Consider the following 14,256-nt stretch of genomic DNA (forward strand, 5'->3'; position numbering starts at 1 on the left):
TTTGGTGGTGGCCGACACCACCTGCGGGTACGACGACGGCGGAGCCACGGTTGCCCGTGACCCCGCCGTCGGTGGAGCTACTTCGTGGCCGGCTTCAGGCAGAGCACCCGGTTGGTGCCCTCACCCGGCAGCACCACGTGGGGCTGCGTCGTGTCGGTGCACTTCTCCTTGGCGTCGACCTTCGAGACGATCGTGAACGCGCCCGCCTCGCCGCAGTCCGCCGCTGAGGCGCCGCCCTGCCCGGACTGCTTCACGCAGGTGCCGACCGCCGGGTCGAAGGACGGCGCGTCATCCTTGCCGACCTTGCCGAGCAGCAGCAGCAGGCCGAGCGGCACCGCCAGGATGAGCACTGCGGCGATCAGCACCGCGGCCAGCACCCGGCCGTTGCGTACCTTCGGCGTCGGTGCCTCCACCTTCGGCTCGTCGGCGTCCGGCTTGAACGCGTCGAACCGGCCCTGGTCCGTCGGGCCGGCGTCCTGGCCCCAGGACGGCGCGGGGTGCGACGGTGGCGGGAACGACGGCGGGAAGCCGCCGCCCGGCGCCGGCTCGCCGAAGCCCGGCTCGCCGGAGCCCGGGCCACCGAAGTTCGGTGCACCGAAGGTCGCCGTCCCGTTCACGCTGGCGGCACCGGCGGCAGGGGACCCGGGGCCGCCGAACTGGTCCGCCGGTGGCTCGGCGCCGGCGTGCGGCCGGGTGCCGTTCACCGGCCTGTTGTTGCCCGGGGCGTCGACGAAGGACGGCACACCGGGTGGGAACGCCGGCGGTGCCGACGGGGCCTCGTTGAACGCGTTCGGCGCGGGCTGCCGGTCGTCGAAGCGCGGATCGGCAGGGGACTCGCCGCCCCAGCCGGGCCCAGCCTGCCGCTGCGCGTCGTTCTGCCAGTCCGGGGTGATCTGCCGCTGGCCCTCGTTCTGCCAGTCGGGTGCGGCCTGCCGCTGGCCCTCGCTCTGCCAGTCGGGTGCGGCCTGCCGCTGGCCCTCGTTCTGCCAGTCCGGTGCGGCCTGCCGTGGCGCGTCGTTCTGCCAGTCCGGAGCACCCTGGCGGTCGGCGCCCGGGTCGCCCTGGAACGCCTCCGGCTCCGGCTCGGCCTCCGGCTCCGGTCGAGCCGGGCGGCCGTACACCCGGGGTTGCGGGGTGGCCGTGCCGGTCGGACGGATCGCCTGGTCGGTCGGGGGCATCACCCGGCTGGCCAGCGGCACCGAAGCGCTCGCCGTGGCCCGGGCCGCCGCGCCGGCTGCCGATTCGGCGTCCGCCACCGGTACGACCGCGCGGCCCGCTCCGGACTCCGGAGAGGTACGCGGGGCGGGCACCACAGCGCCACTCACTGAGACGTCCTCGGGGTGGCCACCGTACTGGGCGGCGGCGTCCGGGGTCTCCCGCTCGGCGTAGGCGGGCTGCTCGGGGATCGGTGCGAACTGGGCCTGGGGCGCGTAGTCGGCCGGCGGGGCGGCAGCCAGGCTGGCACCCGGGACGCGCTGCTCCTGCGGAGGCAGTGGCACCGCGTTGGCCGGGGAGATGCCCGGCGCGGGCCCGGGCTGGTAGGCGGGTGCCTCTTCGCCCCGGTCCGCCTCCCAGCCCCCACGGGACTGGGCGGAAGCCTCGGCCTCCGCGCGACCCCACACCTCACCGGGCGCCCACGGCTCGACCTCCGGCGCGCCGCCGGAGTTGCCCTGCACGGCATTGTCCGGGCTGGCTGCCCAGTTGGGCGCGCCGCCGCTGGTGGGCACGCTGGCGCTGGCCCGGGCGGGGAGGTTGCTCGGCTCGGCAGGGGTCCACCCCGCCTGCTCCGGCCGCTCGGTCGGCTGCTCGGGTTGGGCGAGCACCCAGTCGGGCTGCTGGGGACGGCTCTCGGCGCCGCCCCAGGCGGCCGGCTGCGCGGGCTGGTCCTGCCGCGCGTCGCTGCCGTCGTTCCACATAGCGGGCTGCGCCTGCTGCTGCTGCGCGGCCCACCCGCCGGAGTTGGCCGGGTCGTCCTGCGCGGGCCAGTTCGTCGTCGGGGCCGGGACCTGGGCGGCGCCACGGGCCGCGTTCGGCTGGGCGGCCTGACCCCAGCCGGGGGCGGGCTGCTCGGTTGCTTCGGCGGGCTGGCCCCAGGCCGGCGGCGACTGCTCCGCCGGCGTCCACACCGGCTGGTCGTCCTGGGCGGCGCCGCTGGCGGGCCAGCCGCCGTTGCCGGCGGCCTGGTCCTGCTGAGCGCCGCCGGACCAGCCGGCAGCCTGCGGTGCGTCGGACTGCGGAGACTCGGCCCCGCGCCAGTCAGCGGCGGGCGGGTTGGCCTGCGCCGCGCCGCCCCAGCCGTTGGCCGGGTCCTCCTGGGCGGGCCAGGCGGCGGTGGCCGGGGGAACCTGCGCGGCGCCCCGCGCGGCCGGCTGGGCCTGCACCCAGTCCGGCTGCTCGGCAGGGGCGTTCGGGGTCCAGGTCGGCGTGGGCGGGCTCTGCTCGGCGGGCGTCCAGCCCTGCTGCTGAGCGGCCCAGGGGTCGGGCTGCGCCGGAGCCGGCGCGCCATCGTTGCCGGGCCACGCGCCGGGCTGCTGCTGCGGCGGCTCGCTCGCGCCACCGCCCGCGGCCCAGGCGGGCTGCGCCGGGTCGTTGGGCTGCGGAGCGGCGGCGGCACCCCAGGCGGGGGCCGGCGGCTGCTCGGACTGGGTCGCCCATGCCGGCGTCGACGGGTTGGGCCGCGTCGGGGGCGGGGGTGCCCAGCCCAGGTCGGGGCCGGCGGCGTTCTGGCCGTTGTCCGGCTGCGCCGGGCGGTCGCCGTACGGCGCCGGTCCGCCGGCGCCCGGTGACACCTCGTCCGGCTCTTGGCCGGGGCGGTGCGGGCCCTCGGACGTCATGGGTGCGCCTCCTCCATCACATGTCGGCTCGCCGGCGCCGATCGGTCTCCTCGGCGTGGCTGCCGGCGTCACCGGCGTACCGCTGTGCCGGCTCCCCGCACGGTATCGGGTGTTGGCACGACACGTCCAAGGAGCACTGGCCGTCACTCACCGTGGCCGGTTGGTGTCGAGCAGCTTCTGTCGGCTCGGCCTCTGCCGGGTCGGCGGGCGGCGACCGAAGCCCACCGTACCGGGCGCTGCGGCAGGGCGGAATCCCGGTGGTGGGTGGCTGGGAAACGCCGATGGCCCACCCGGTGGGCCGGGTGGGCCATCGATCTGGAGGAGATGAGGAATGTCGTGGAGCGTCAGCTCATGTGACGCTGGGCGATGACGAGGATCTCCTCGCGAACTGCCGGCGAGTTCGCCGAGCGCAGCGCGTGCTCGATGGCACGGGCGCGGCGGGTGGCGTCGCGGTGGTTGCGGATTCGCTCGATCATGCTCATTGGTGGGTCCCCCTAGCTATTCGGTTGTCAGCCCCTGATGTGTCTATTCAACAGCAGAAGCCGGCGAAATTCCATCGATTATTAGGTGAGCTGGGACACCCGCCTAACAATCAAAGGTCAAGAGGCTCCCTGACCCACGGTTCCGTCGCCCAACGGACACGGCCGGTGTGCCGGGCGTTAACCCGTGGCACACCGGCCGTGGCTGGCGTTTCGAACGATCAGGTCCAGGCGAGCAGGGCCGCCTCCGGATCGGTGAGGAAGTCGCCGATGTCCCGCAGGAACTTCGAGCCCAGCTCACCGTCGATGATCCGGTGATCGAAGCTCAGCCCCAGCGTGGTGACCTGGCGAACCTTGACCTTGCCCTTGTGCACCCAGGGCATTTCCCGCACCGCGCCGAAGGCCAGGATCGCGGACTCACCCGGCGGCAGGATCGGTGTGCCGGTGTCCACCCCGAACACCCCGACGTTGGTGATGGTCAGGGTGCCGCCGGACATCGCCGCCGGCGACGTGCGACCGGACTTCGCCGTCTGTACCAGGTCGGTCAGGGCGTCCGCCAACTCCCGCAGCGAGAGCCGGCCTGCGTCCTTGACGTTCGGCACGATCAGACCGCGCTCGGTGGCTGCCGCGATGCCGAGGTTGACGTACTCCTTGACCACGATCTCGTCGCCCGCCCAGGTCGAGTTGACCATCGGGTGCCGTTGCACCGCCAGCAGCACCGCCTTCGCCACCAGCAGCAGCGGCGAGACCCGTACGTCCCTCCACTCCCGCCGGCCACGCAGCCGGTCCAGGGCCTTCATCGCCCGGGTCACGTCGACGGTCAGGAACTCCGTCACGTGCGGGGCGGTGAACGCCGAGCGGGACATGTTCTCGGCGGTGAGCTTGCGGACCCCCTTGACCGGGATGCGCTGCTCCCGGTCGGCGCCGAAGCTGGGCGCGGTCGTCGCCGCGATCGGCTCGGCAACCACAGTGCTCGCGCCGTTCGCCGCCTGCTGCACGTCCTCCCGGGTGATCGAGCCGAGCGGCCCCGACCCGGTCAGCGTGCCGAGGTCGACCCCGAGATCCTTGGCGAGCTTGCGCACCGGAGGCTTGGCCAGCACCAGCCCGCCGCTCGCCCCGCCGCGTCGATCATGGACTTGTGGTGCCGGAATCATGGCGGTTGGGACTGGTTCGTCACCCACCACAACTCCATGATCGACCCCAGCGGGGGTAACGGGAGCTGACACGGCCTGCGCGGGGACTGCGCCCTTGCGGGGGCGGCGCTTCGCGGCGGTCGTCCGCGGGCCGTAGCCGACCAGCACCGCGGTGCGCCCACCCGGGGCCGCACCGCCGATCAGGCCGGGCTCGATCATCCCCTCGGCCGGTGCCACCTCCACCGCCGCCAGCGAGGCCGCCGACGGGGTGGGCAGGTCACCGCTGGGCGTGGCAGTGGTCGACGGCGCCTCCAACGGGCCGGCACCCGGGTCGGTGTCGATCGCGATGATCGGCGTACCGACCTCGACAGTGGTGCCCTCCGGGTGGTGGATCGCCTGCACCTGCCCGGCCCACTTCGCCGGGATCTCCACTGCCGCCTTGGCCGTCTCCACCTCGACGATCGGCTGGTTCAGCTCGATGGTGTCGCCGACCTTGACCAGCCAGGCCAGGATCTCGCCCTCGGTCAGCCCTTCGCCCAGGTCGGGCAGGTTGAACGTCTTGATCCGGGACATGTCGCTCACCAGCCGAAGGTGCGGTCGACGGCGTCGAGCACCCGGTCGAGGTCGGGCAGGTACTCCTCCTCCACCCGGGAGGCCGGGTAGGGGGTGTCGAAGCCGGTCACCCGCAGCACGGGCGACTCCAGGGAGTAGAAGCACTCCTCGGTGATCCGGGCGGCCAACTCGGCGCCGAGGCCGATGTTGGACGGCGCCTCGTGCACGACGACCACGCGGCCGGTGCGCTTCACCGACTCGTACGCCGCGGTCAGGTCCAGCGGCGAGAGCGAGCGCAGGTCGATGACCTCCAGCTCCCGGCCGTCCTCGGCGGCGGCGGTCGCCGCCTCGAGGCAGGTCCGCACCATCGGGCCGTAGGCCAGCACGGTGACGTCGGTGCCGGGCCGCACGACCCGGGCCGAGTGCAGGGGGTACGCGTCGGACAGCGGCGCGTCCAGGTCGACCTGGCCCTTCTCCCAGTAGCGCCGCTTGGGCTCCAGGAAGACGATCGGGTCGTCCGAGTAGATGGCCTGCTGGATCATCACGTACGCGTCCTGCGGGTTGGCGCAGGTCACCACCTTCAGGCCGGCGGTGTGCGCGAAGTACGCCTCCGGCGACTCGGAGTGGTGCTCGACCGCGCCGATGCCGCCGCCGAACGGGATCCGGATCACCATGGGGATGCTCAGCTTGCCGCCCGAGCGGTAGTGCATCTTCGCCACCTGCGACACGATCTGGTCGTACGCGGGGTAGACGAAGCCGTCGAACTGGATCTCGCAGACCGGTCGGTAGCCGCGGATGGCCAGACCGACAGCGGTGCCGATGATGCCGGACTCGGCCAACGGGGTGTCGATCACCCGCTGGTCGCCGAAGTCCTTCTGGAGACCGTCGGTGATCCGGAAGACGCCGCCGAGCTTGCCGACGTCCTCGCCCATGATGATGACCTTGGGGTCGTTCTCCAGGGCGCGGCGCAGACCGGTGTTGAGGGCCTTGCCGATGGTGAGCGTCTCCGTGGCCATCAGTGGGCGCTCCCCTCGAACGACTCCATGTAGCGGCTGAACTTCGCGCGCTGCTCGTCGAGCAGCGGAGACCCGTTGGGGTAGACGTTGTCGAACATCGTCACCGGCTCCGGGTTCGGCATCTCGAGCACCCGCTCGCGCAGGTGCACCGACTCACGGCGGGCCTGCTCGTCGACCTCGGCGAAGAAGCCCGCGTCGGCGATCTGCTGCTTCTCCAGGAAGGCCTTGACCCGGGCGATCGGGTCCTTGGCCTGCCACGCCTCGACCTCGCTGGCGATGCGGTAGCGGGTCGGGTCGTCGGAGGTGGTGTGCGCGCCCATCCGGTAGGTGTATGCCTCGATGAGGCTCGGCCCCTGGCCGAGGCGGGCGTTGTCCAGTGCGGTGCGGGTGACGGCGTACGTCGCGAGGACGTCGTTGCCGTCCACCCGTACGCCGGGGAAGCCGAAGCCGGCGGCCCGCTGGTAGAGCGGGACCCGGGTCTGCCGCTCCAGCGGCTCGGAGATCGCGTACTGGTTGTTCTGGCAGAAGAAGACCAGCGGCGCGTTGAACACGCTGGCCCAGACGAACGCCTCGTTCACGTCGCCCTGGCTGGTGGCGCCGTCGCCGAAGTAGGCGATCGCCGCCTCGCCGTCGTCGGTGCCGGTCTTGCCGTCGATGGTGATGCCCATCGCGTAGCCGGTCGCGTGCAGGGTCTGCGCGCCGATGACGATCGTGTACATGTTGAACTTGAACTCGTTCGGGTCCCAGCCGCCCTGGTCGACACCGCGGAACAGGCCGAGCGGCATGATCGGGTCGATGCCCCGGCAGTAGAGGACGCCGTGCTCCCGGTAGGTCGGGAAGGCCATGTCCTGGGTACGCAGCGCCCGGCCGGAGCCGACCTGGGCGGCTTCCTGGCCGAGCAGGCTGGCCCAGAGGCCAAGCTCGCCCTGGCGCTGGAGAGCGGTCGCCTCGGCGTCCAGCTTCCGGACCAGCACCAGGTCGCGGTAGAGACCGCGGTATTCCTCGTCGGTGAAGTCGACGCGGTACTCGGTGCCATCCGGCCCGGTGGCGCTGTCGATCCGCTCGCCTTCGGGGGTGAGCAGCTGCACCAGCGCGGGGTCGCCGGCCGCGCCCTTCTTGGAGCGGGGTGCGGCCCGCCTGCCGCGGGTGGTGCCCCCGGGGTCGCCCTTTGCCATCGGTCTCTCCCTGTCGTGTCTGCGTCGGCACCGGGGGGTCACCCGGCCGCGCAACTCGTGCGCCTGCCCGGCTGCTGCCGGACCGGTTCCTGGCGGCCGCGCCTAGCCCCGGTGGGGGTTGCCGCACGGCGTGATCCGGGTTCTGGCCGAACCCGGATCGGGAGCGCCGGCGTTCAACCGCGCCTGCCGCGAGGGTGCGCGGAGGTCACGGCTGCGTTGCCGTCGTGCTCCATATTCGCAGAGCAGGTGAGCGCGCCCACAGTACGCCTGCCCCCGCACTTCGACCGCCCCTGCTTTGACGCCGTTTGTCGCCATCATGCCGGCCTGCGTTTCCCATGCGTTGCGGCACGATTCGTCACCGTTCGGTCAGCACTGCGTGTCGACACGCGGTGGAGGTTGGCTGACGCACTGTGACTACGCCAGGCTGATTCCCGCAGGATCGCGCCCATCGGGTTAATTGTCGGGTTTTTGCCCCCGGCGGCGTCCATCCCTGTCCTCCGACGGTCGACGACAAGGGGTGTGCGGTGTACGAGCCAGGTGACGGTCCCGGCACGCCAGCGCTTGGCCGACACCGGTCAGCAGGCGGCTATCGCCGGATGGTCGGCGTTCACCGTGCCCCCGGCACCGGTAGCCCGACCCGGGGCTACCTGCTCACCGTCGCGCTGCTGGCCGGCACCGCGTCGATGCCCATCCTCGCGGCGATCAGCGCCGGCTCGGCCACCCCGGGCAGCACCGCCCTGCCGGACAGCAGCACTCCGTTCATGCCGACCCCGTCCGTCGGGCCGGTGGTGATCCCGCTGCCGATGACCAGCCAACCGCCGCTTTCGCCGCTCGGCACACCCAGCGTCGGCCCCACCAGCGGCTGGCTGCCGGCCGCCCCGTCGCGTCCACGGGAAGGGCCCGCCGCTGCCGATCCCGGGCCCGCCCGGTGGACGACAGCCCCGCCGGAGGCACCGAAACCCACGCGGAGCACCTCGCCGCCGGTACCCCCGCCCGTCGTTCCGCCACCGTCGACCGGCCCCGACCCGACCGATCCGCCGGACCCGGACCCGACCGACCCCGACCCGACCGACTCGCCGGACCCGGACCCCACCGACCCGGACCCGACCGGCTCGGCCGATCCCGATCCGACGCCGACCCTGACGGTGGACCCGACGCCCTCACTGGACCCGACGCTGGGGCCGACACCCACGCCGACCGACGATGCGACAGCGACCGCCGTGCCGACCAGCACCCGGTCCGTGCCGGCCCCCACACCCACGCCGCCCGCTGTACCGACCCGCCGACCCAGCCCGGCGATCCCGTCGCCGTCGGCCGTCGCCTGGCCGCCCAGCGTCTGCCCGCTGCCGCTGGCCGGACCGACACACCCGGCGGTGTCACCGGCGGTACGGTGACGATCAGGCGCGGCCCGTCCGGCGCCGGCGGTGTTCGGCGGTAGGCGCGTACCGGAGGGGGTGGCGTGGGCGGCGGTGCGGAACTCCGCCCGGTCACCACCCGACCTGGTCCGGGGCTGCGGATCGCCCGGCTCGTCACCGAGGTGACCGCCCCGGCGGTGCTCGTGTCGCTGCTGATCCTCACCGTGAGCTGGCACAGCGCCCGCCGCCCCGGTCAGGGCCTCGTCTGGGGTCTGCTCGCCACTCTCTTCGTCACCGGCATTCCGTTCGCCTACATCGTCGGCGGGGTACGCCGTGGTCGGCTCACCGACCACCACGTCGGCCGTCGGGAGCAGCGCCGGGCACCGCTGCTGGTCGGCCTCGGCTCGGTCGCGGCGGGGCTCGCCCTGCTGGCCGTGTTCGGCGCGCCCCGCCCGGTGCTGGCGCTGGCGGTGGCGGGCCTCGTCGGCCTCGTCGTCGCCGTGTCGGTCAGCCACTGGTGGAAGATGTCGATCCACTCGGCGGTGGCCGCCGGCACGCTGGTCATCCTGATGCTGACCTTCGGGACGTGGCTGCTCGTCACCGCCCCGCTGCTGGCGGTGGTCGGCTGGTCCCGGGTACGGCTGAGAGACCACACGGTGGCGCAGGTGCTGGCCGGAGGAGCGCTCGGCGCCCTGGTCGCCGCTGTGGTCTTCGGCCCGCTGCGCTAGCCGGCTCAGGCCCGCTGCGCTAGCCGGCTCAGGCCGCTGCGCTGGCTGGCTCAGGCCCGCTGCGCTAGCCGGCTCAGGCCGCTGCGCTGGCTGGCCCGAGGCGGGCGGCGCGTTGAGCCGTGTCCCGAGGGTGGGCGCGGCGCGAGCCCGCCCACCCTCGGACGCGGTCAGGCGCCGTCGTCGGCGAGGCGGTGCCGGTTCGCCTCGATCCACGCGTCCAGTGCGGCCGGGTCGTCCGGGTCCACCCCGTCGGCCATCAGCTGCGCCACCGCGGCGGTGGCCGCGCTGCGCCGCTCACCGGTCGAGTAGAGGCGGGCGAACTCCGGCACCATCTCCTCGATCGCCTCGTCGGTGCGGGTCGTCGCCGCCTCAGGCAGCCCGCGCTGGCGTGACGCGTACCGCGCCCAGGCCCGCAGCACCCGGGGCAGCATCGCCGCGTCGTCCATGTCCAGCACGGCCCGGCGGTGCACCCAGTCGAGCAGGAAGAGCCCGGACACTGCAGGGCTCCAGCGCATCGGATCGGCGTCCGGGAAGCTCGCCGAGTGGTCCAGCAGCAGGCTCAGGCAGAAGTGCAGGGATGCCAACTCGGGGCCGTCGACGGCGTCCAGCCCGAAGCGGACGGCCTCCGGCGCGGCGAGGAACCGGCGGACCAGGTCGGTGCGCTCGGCCGCGGAGAGCGGCTCGACCTCCGCCGGACCGGTCGGGTCGGCCGCGGTGGGCAGCATCGCGAGCCGGGCACCGACCAACGCCCGGTCGGTGGCGAGTGACCCCTCGCCGGGCAACTCGCCCAGGTCGTCGGTGACGGCCAGGTGGCGAGCCACCTCACCCCGGAGTCGGGCCGGATCTTCGGTCCGGAACCAGGTCAGCTCGTCGTCGGCGCACATCTGCCGGACCTGGTCCAGGATCCGTTCGGCCGGCCCGCCGACGAAGATGTCCTTGGTGATCCCGATGTTGTGGTCCACCAGGGCCACCAGCGCGTGCTCCGAGCCGCCGGATTCGTCGTCGTAGGCGAAGGTCGCGAGGTATGAGGTCTGGTCGCCGTACACGTCGCCGTACGCCCAGGTGCCGGTGAGGTGCACCCGGCCGAGCTGGGCCGTCCAGGTGGGCGCCTGGCTGCCCGGACGTACCCGCTCGGTGCCCTCGGCGGTCGGGACGAGCGTGGCGAAGACCTGCCGGATGGTGGTCGCCGCCGCTACCCTGCGGCGGGTGGTGGCGGCGAGGAAGCCGGTGACGAATTCCCGTACGGCGGCGTCGCGGTCGGTCTCCGCGATCGCGTAGACACTGCCCAGCAGGGCGCTGCCGAGCATCTCGGCGTCGAGGGCGGACTCCAGCTTGGTCACGTCGCGTGCGGCGTGCAGCACCGCGTCGTAGGGGGTCTGAGGCGTGGCCATGCTCCGACCCTACGCCGCCCGAGGCGTACGCAGAGCGGTAGCGAGCCGTGCGGAGCGTCAGCGGCGTGCGGCGTCCCGCAGCGCATCTCGTGCCTGCGCGTACGAGCCGAGCACGATCCGTACCGGTGTCAGCACGTACTCGTCGCCCACCTGGGCGACCCGCGCCGTCAGCCGCTGGTCGGCGCGGGCCCGGGCTCGCCGGGCGGCCCAGCGCACCACCGGGCGGGTCAGCGCCGCCACCAGCAGGCCGGCCAGCAGGCCGCCGAGCAGCAGCACTGTCGGCAGCGGCACCTGGCCGACCATCGGGTTGTCCAGCGCGGGCAGGCCGAGCGCCCGCAGCGCGTAGCCGAGCACCAGCCAGCCCAGCCCGACCACTGCGGCGAGGGTGACCAACCACTGCACACCGCCGACGAGCCGCCACCACACCGGTCGGCGGTCGAGGCCGAGGTCGGTGCCGGCGATCGTGCGGTCCAGGGCGTCCGGCAGGTCGCCGAGGCGGGACCGGGCGGCGGAGGTCACCGCGCCGGGCCAGGCGGCGGGCAGGTCGGCGGCGGCCCGGTCGGCCACCGCGCGGATGGCGAGGCCGAGCGCCGAGCGCTGGGCGGCCGTCGGGTCCGGTACCGAGGTGGCCGCGACCAGACTCTCCGCCGGGTCGGCCTGGTCGCCGGCCGGGCCGGGCAGGTGCAGCCGACGCAGCGGGTCGGGTCGCAACCGCCGCCAGCCCCGGACCACGGGCCAGCCGGTGGCCGCGCCGGCCCGGTGCCGGTACGCCCGCTCGACGGCCTCGGTCACCGCGGGCACCCCGGCCGCCCCGGCCAACGCCCGGTTCAGCCCGTTGATGGCGGCGTCGTCAGGCCCACCCGCCGGCCGGGCCGAGCCGACCAGTTCGTCCAGGCCGGCGACGACAGTGTCGACGTCACCCGCGAGTCGACGCAATGCGGCCTGCCGCTCGGCGACAGTGCGCTCCAGGGCGTCGCGCAGCCCGACCATCCCGGCTGGATCGAGGGCGGTGGTGGCCAGCAGGGGCACACCGGTCAGCCCGTCCGTGTCGAGCAGCCGACGCAGGTCGTCGAGGACCCGGGGCACCTCGGCCGGGGGCAGCCGGTCGGCCTGGTTGAGCACGACCAGTGTGACGTCGCGGTGCCTGTGGAACTCGCGCAGGTAGCTGTCGTGGATGACCCGGTCGGCGTACTTCTGCGGGTCGACCACCCAGACCACCTGGTCGACCAGGCCGAGGAGTCGGTCCACCTCGAGCCGGTGGGATCGCTGCACCGAGTCGAAGTCGGGCAGATCGAGCAGGATCAGCCCGTGCAGGGCGGTCTCGTCGTCCGCGTCCAGGGCGCTCTCCCGGACGAAACGGTGTCGGGGCAGTACGCCGATCCAGTCGAGCAGATGGTTGGCGCCCTCCAACGGCCCCCACACGCAGGCGTGGGTGACGCCGGTGGTCGGTCGGCGGACCCCGACCGGCGACAGTTCCAGTTGGGCCAGCGCGTTGAAGAGGCTGGACTTGCCGCTGCCGGTGGCACCGGCCAGGGCGACCACCGTGTGGTCCCGGGACAGCGCGAGCCGGGTGCCGGCCCGCTCGACAAGGGTGTGCGCGGGCACCAGGTCGGAGTCCGGCAGTAGACCGTCCACGGCGGTCAGGAACCGGCGGACCGCGTCCAGTCGGGCGATCAGCGCGTCGGCGTCGACCCGCTGGTCCCCACGGAACGCCTCGCGGACCCGGCCGGCGATGTTGCTCACCGGAAACCCTCCTCGTCGGGGGCGGACAGGCCGCTGCGATGCCGGGCCAGCTCGACCCGGCCGGCGGCCCGGCGCAGCCCGTCGCCGGCGTCCGCGGCGGGGCGGGCGTCGGCGGTGCGGCTCAGGAAGCGGTCGGCCTCCGCGTCGAGCAGCGTGCGTACCCGGGCCAGCAGGTCGGTGCGGGCCTTGGCGGCGAGGGTACGCACCGCCTGGTCGCCGAAGATCGCCTGGAGGACGGCCTGCGCGGCGACAGTGGTCCCGGCCCCGGTGGCCAACTCCAGCCCGGTCGGGATGAACGCGGTGGAGGCGAAGACGGCGATCATCACGGCCAGCCCGGTGGCGTTCACCGCGTACGCGGCGGTGCGGGCCACGAACCGTTTGTCGCCGCCCTCGACCCGGACCAGTTCCAGCACTCCGCGCTGCCAGTCCCGGACCATGCGCTCGGCACGCTCGGGTAGATCGGCGCTCGGGTGCGCGAGTGCCGGGTCGAGCAGCCCGGCGCCGGCCGGGTGTGCCTTCCACCCGGTGTACGCGGACTCGGCGGCCTCCGAGGCCACCCCGCGCAGCAACGTCACCAGCTGGGACTCGATGGCGTTGCGCAGCTCGACGGCGGGTGCCGGCCGACCGGTGACGGCGGCCACGACCCGGTCCCGGAGGCGGCCGATCCGTGCCTCCAGCGTGCGGAACAGCTCACCGGTGCCGACGAACTCCTGCCAGCGGGCGAGCACCTCACCGCGGAGCAGCCGGCCGTCCTGGAGCCCCTGCTCGACGGTGCGCTCGGCACCCCGGTACGCGGCCCGGACCCGTTCGTCCAGCCCGTCGGCGGCGGCGAGCTGCTCGTCGGCGGCGTCGGCCAGATCCTCCACTGCGGGGTGGAGCGCGGCCAGCGCCCCGTCGAGGGTCTGGCGGACCACCGCAGCCCGGGCGTCCACGTCGGCGGCCAACCGGGCGAACCAGTCGGCCAGCGGCGCGGTCACCCCCTCGGGCAGCAGCCCCTGGCCGTCGACCCAGGTCTCGGGCAACACGAACAGCGGTGCCCGGCCGAGGTCCTGCTCGGCGAGCATCTCGGCCAGGTGCGCGGCGATCTCGTCGGTGGCCTCGGCGGGCACCCGGTCCAGCACCATGGCGATCACCGCGCCGCGCGCCCGGGCGCTGCGCAGCAGCTCCCAGGGCACCGCGTCGGCGTACCGGGCGGCGGTGGTGACGAAGAGCCACAGGTCGGCGGCGGCCAGCAGTTGGGTGGCGAGCGCCCGGTTGGCGTCGACGACCGAGTCGATGTCGGGCGCGTCGAGGAAGGCCAGCCCGGCGGGCAGGGCCGGGGCGGTGACGAGGTGCAGGGCGCGCGGATCGTCGCTCGGCTCGGTGGTGCGGGTCAGCCCGGGCAGGAGGTCACCCTGCCGGAACCAGGCCGCGTCGGACGGGTTGCAGACCAGCACCGGGGAGCGGGTGGTCGGCCGGAGCACGCCGGCCGCGCTGACCCGGGCCTTGACCAGGCTGTTGACAAGGGTCGACTTGCCGGCGCCGGTGGAGCCGCCGACCACGACGAGCAGTGGGGCGTCCAGCCGGGCGAGCCGGGGCAGCAGGTAGTCGTCGAGCTGGTCGGTGAGGGAGGTGGTGGTGTGCCGGGCGGAGCCGGCAGAGGGCAGCGCGAGGGGATACCGGGTCGCGCCGATCGCCTCCCGGAGGCCCGTCAGGGCGCCGGGGAGGCTGTCGTCCCCGGTGGTGGCGGGCGGCTCCTCCGCGGCGTCCGGCGGGTCGGTGCGGGCTGCGACGGCGGGCGCACCGGAACGGGTGGCGGGATCGCCGTGCGTCGTCACCGCTAAAGCGTGCCCGACCGATGCAAGGGAAGA

The 14,256-nt window shown here is 74.1% G+C and carries 10 protein-coding genes; 2 read left to right on the top strand and 8 right to left on the bottom strand.

Annotation, left to right across the window (positions count from 1 at the left end; translation table 11 throughout):
• Positions 1-77: 77 nt before the first annotated feature.
• The 5 genes from IW249_RS09895 to pdhA form a co-directional block, all read right to left on the bottom strand.
• The gene (locus IW249_RS09895) at positions 78-2,834 is read right to left on the bottom strand and encodes an LppU/SCO3897 family protein (protein ID WP_196920461.1); all 2,757 of its coding nucleotides are present in this window, start codon (positions 2,832-2,834) and stop codon (positions 78-80) included.
• Between the two features lie 344 nt (positions 2,835-3,178).
• Positions 3,179-3,316: a hypothetical protein gene (locus IW249_RS09900; RefSeq protein WP_165435866.1), complete on the bottom strand. Its 138-nt coding sequence runs from the start codon at positions 3,314-3,316 to the stop codon at positions 3,179-3,181.
• Between the two features lie 218 nt (positions 3,317-3,534).
• Positions 3,535-5,019 (bottom strand): dihydrolipoamide acetyltransferase family protein, encoded by a 1,485-nt coding sequence (locus IW249_RS09905; protein WP_196924718.1) that lies wholly within the window; start codon positions 5,017-5,019, stop codon positions 3,535-3,537.
• Positions 5,020-5,024: 5 nt separating this feature from the next.
• Positions 5,025-6,014: an alpha-ketoacid dehydrogenase subunit beta gene (locus IW249_RS09910; RefSeq protein WP_196920462.1), complete on the bottom strand. Its 990-nt coding sequence runs from the start codon at positions 6,012-6,014 to the stop codon at positions 5,025-5,027.
• Positions 6,014-7,189: a pyruvate dehydrogenase (acetyl-transferring) E1 component subunit alpha gene (gene pdhA / locus IW249_RS09915; protein WP_196920463.1), complete on the bottom strand. Its 1,176-nt coding sequence runs from the start codon at positions 7,187-7,189 to the stop codon at positions 6,014-6,016. Before pdhA ends, IW249_RS09910 begins: the two co-directional genes overlap by 1 nt.
• 596 nt (positions 7,190-7,785) lie before the next feature.
• On the opposite strand from pdhA, the gene IW249_RS09920 reads away from it, so the two are divergent.
• On the top strand, positions 7,786-8,583 hold the full coding sequence (locus IW249_RS09920) for a hypothetical protein (RefSeq protein WP_196920464.1): 798 nt from the start codon (positions 7,786-7,788) through the stop codon (positions 8,581-8,583).
• A gap of 65 nt (positions 8,584-8,648) precedes the next feature.
• A complete protein-coding gene (locus tag IW249_RS09925) occupies positions 8,649-9,272 on the top strand; it encodes a phosphatase PAP2 family protein (protein ID WP_196920465.1) in 624 nt (207 codons plus the stop codon).
• A 167-nt stretch (positions 9,273-9,439) separates the two neighbouring features.
• Here the strand turns inward: IW249_RS09925 and IW249_RS09930 are convergent, their stop codons facing one another.
• Genes IW249_RS09930 through IW249_RS09940 form a run of 3 tightly spaced genes read right to left on the bottom strand, consistent with a single transcriptional unit; the run spans position 9,440 to position 14,223 of the window.
• A complete protein-coding gene (locus tag IW249_RS09930) occupies positions 9,440-10,663 on the bottom strand; it encodes a hypothetical protein (RefSeq protein WP_196920466.1) in 1,224 nt (407 codons plus the stop codon).
• A gap of 57 nt (positions 10,664-10,720) precedes the next feature.
• Positions 10,721-12,406 carry a GTPase gene (locus IW249_RS09935; protein ID WP_196920467.1) on the bottom strand — a complete coding sequence of 562 codons (1,686 nt, stop codon included), beginning with the start codon at positions 12,404-12,406 and terminating at the stop codon, positions 10,721-10,723.
• Positions 12,403-14,223 carry a GTPase domain-containing protein gene (locus IW249_RS09940; protein ID WP_196920468.1) on the bottom strand — a complete coding sequence of 607 codons (1,821 nt, stop codon included), beginning with the start codon at positions 14,221-14,223 and terminating at the stop codon, positions 12,403-12,405. Before IW249_RS09940 ends, IW249_RS09935 begins: the two co-directional genes overlap by 4 nt.
• Positions 14,224-14,256 lie beyond the last annotated feature (33 nt).

Origin of the sequence: Micromonospora vinacea, assembly GCF_015751785.1 — a bacterium.
GTDB lineage: Bacteria > Actinomycetota > Actinomycetes > Mycobacteriales > Micromonosporaceae > Micromonospora > Micromonospora vinacea.

Excerpts from the sequence above, each read along its gene's own strand:
- IW249_RS09895 (WP_196920461.1), bottom strand. The coding sequence starts at position 2,834 with ATGACGTCCGAGGGCCCGCACCGCCCCGGCCAAGAGCCGGACGAGGTG.
- IW249_RS09930 (WP_196920466.1), bottom strand. The coding sequence starts at position 10,663 with ATGGCCACGCCTCAGACCCCCTACGACGCGGTGCTGCACGCCGCACGC.
- IW249_RS09905 (WP_196924718.1), bottom strand. The coding sequence starts at position 5,019 with ATGTCCCGGATCAAGACGTTCAACCTGCCCGACCTGGGCGAAGGGCTG.
- IW249_RS09910 (WP_196920462.1), bottom strand. The coding sequence starts at position 6,014 with ATGGCCACGGAGACGCTCACCATCGGCAAGGCCCTCAACACCGGTCTG.
- IW249_RS09900 (WP_165435866.1), bottom strand. The coding sequence starts at position 3,316 with ATGAGCATGATCGAGCGAATCCGCAACCACCGCGACGCCACCCGCCGC.
- IW249_RS09920 (WP_196920464.1), top strand. The coding sequence starts at position 7,786 with ATGGTCGGCGTTCACCGTGCCCCCGGCACCGGTAGCCCGACCCGGGGC.
- pdhA (WP_196920463.1), bottom strand. The coding sequence starts at position 7,189 with ATGGCAAAGGGCGACCCCGGGGGCACCACCCGCGGCAGGCGGGCCGCA.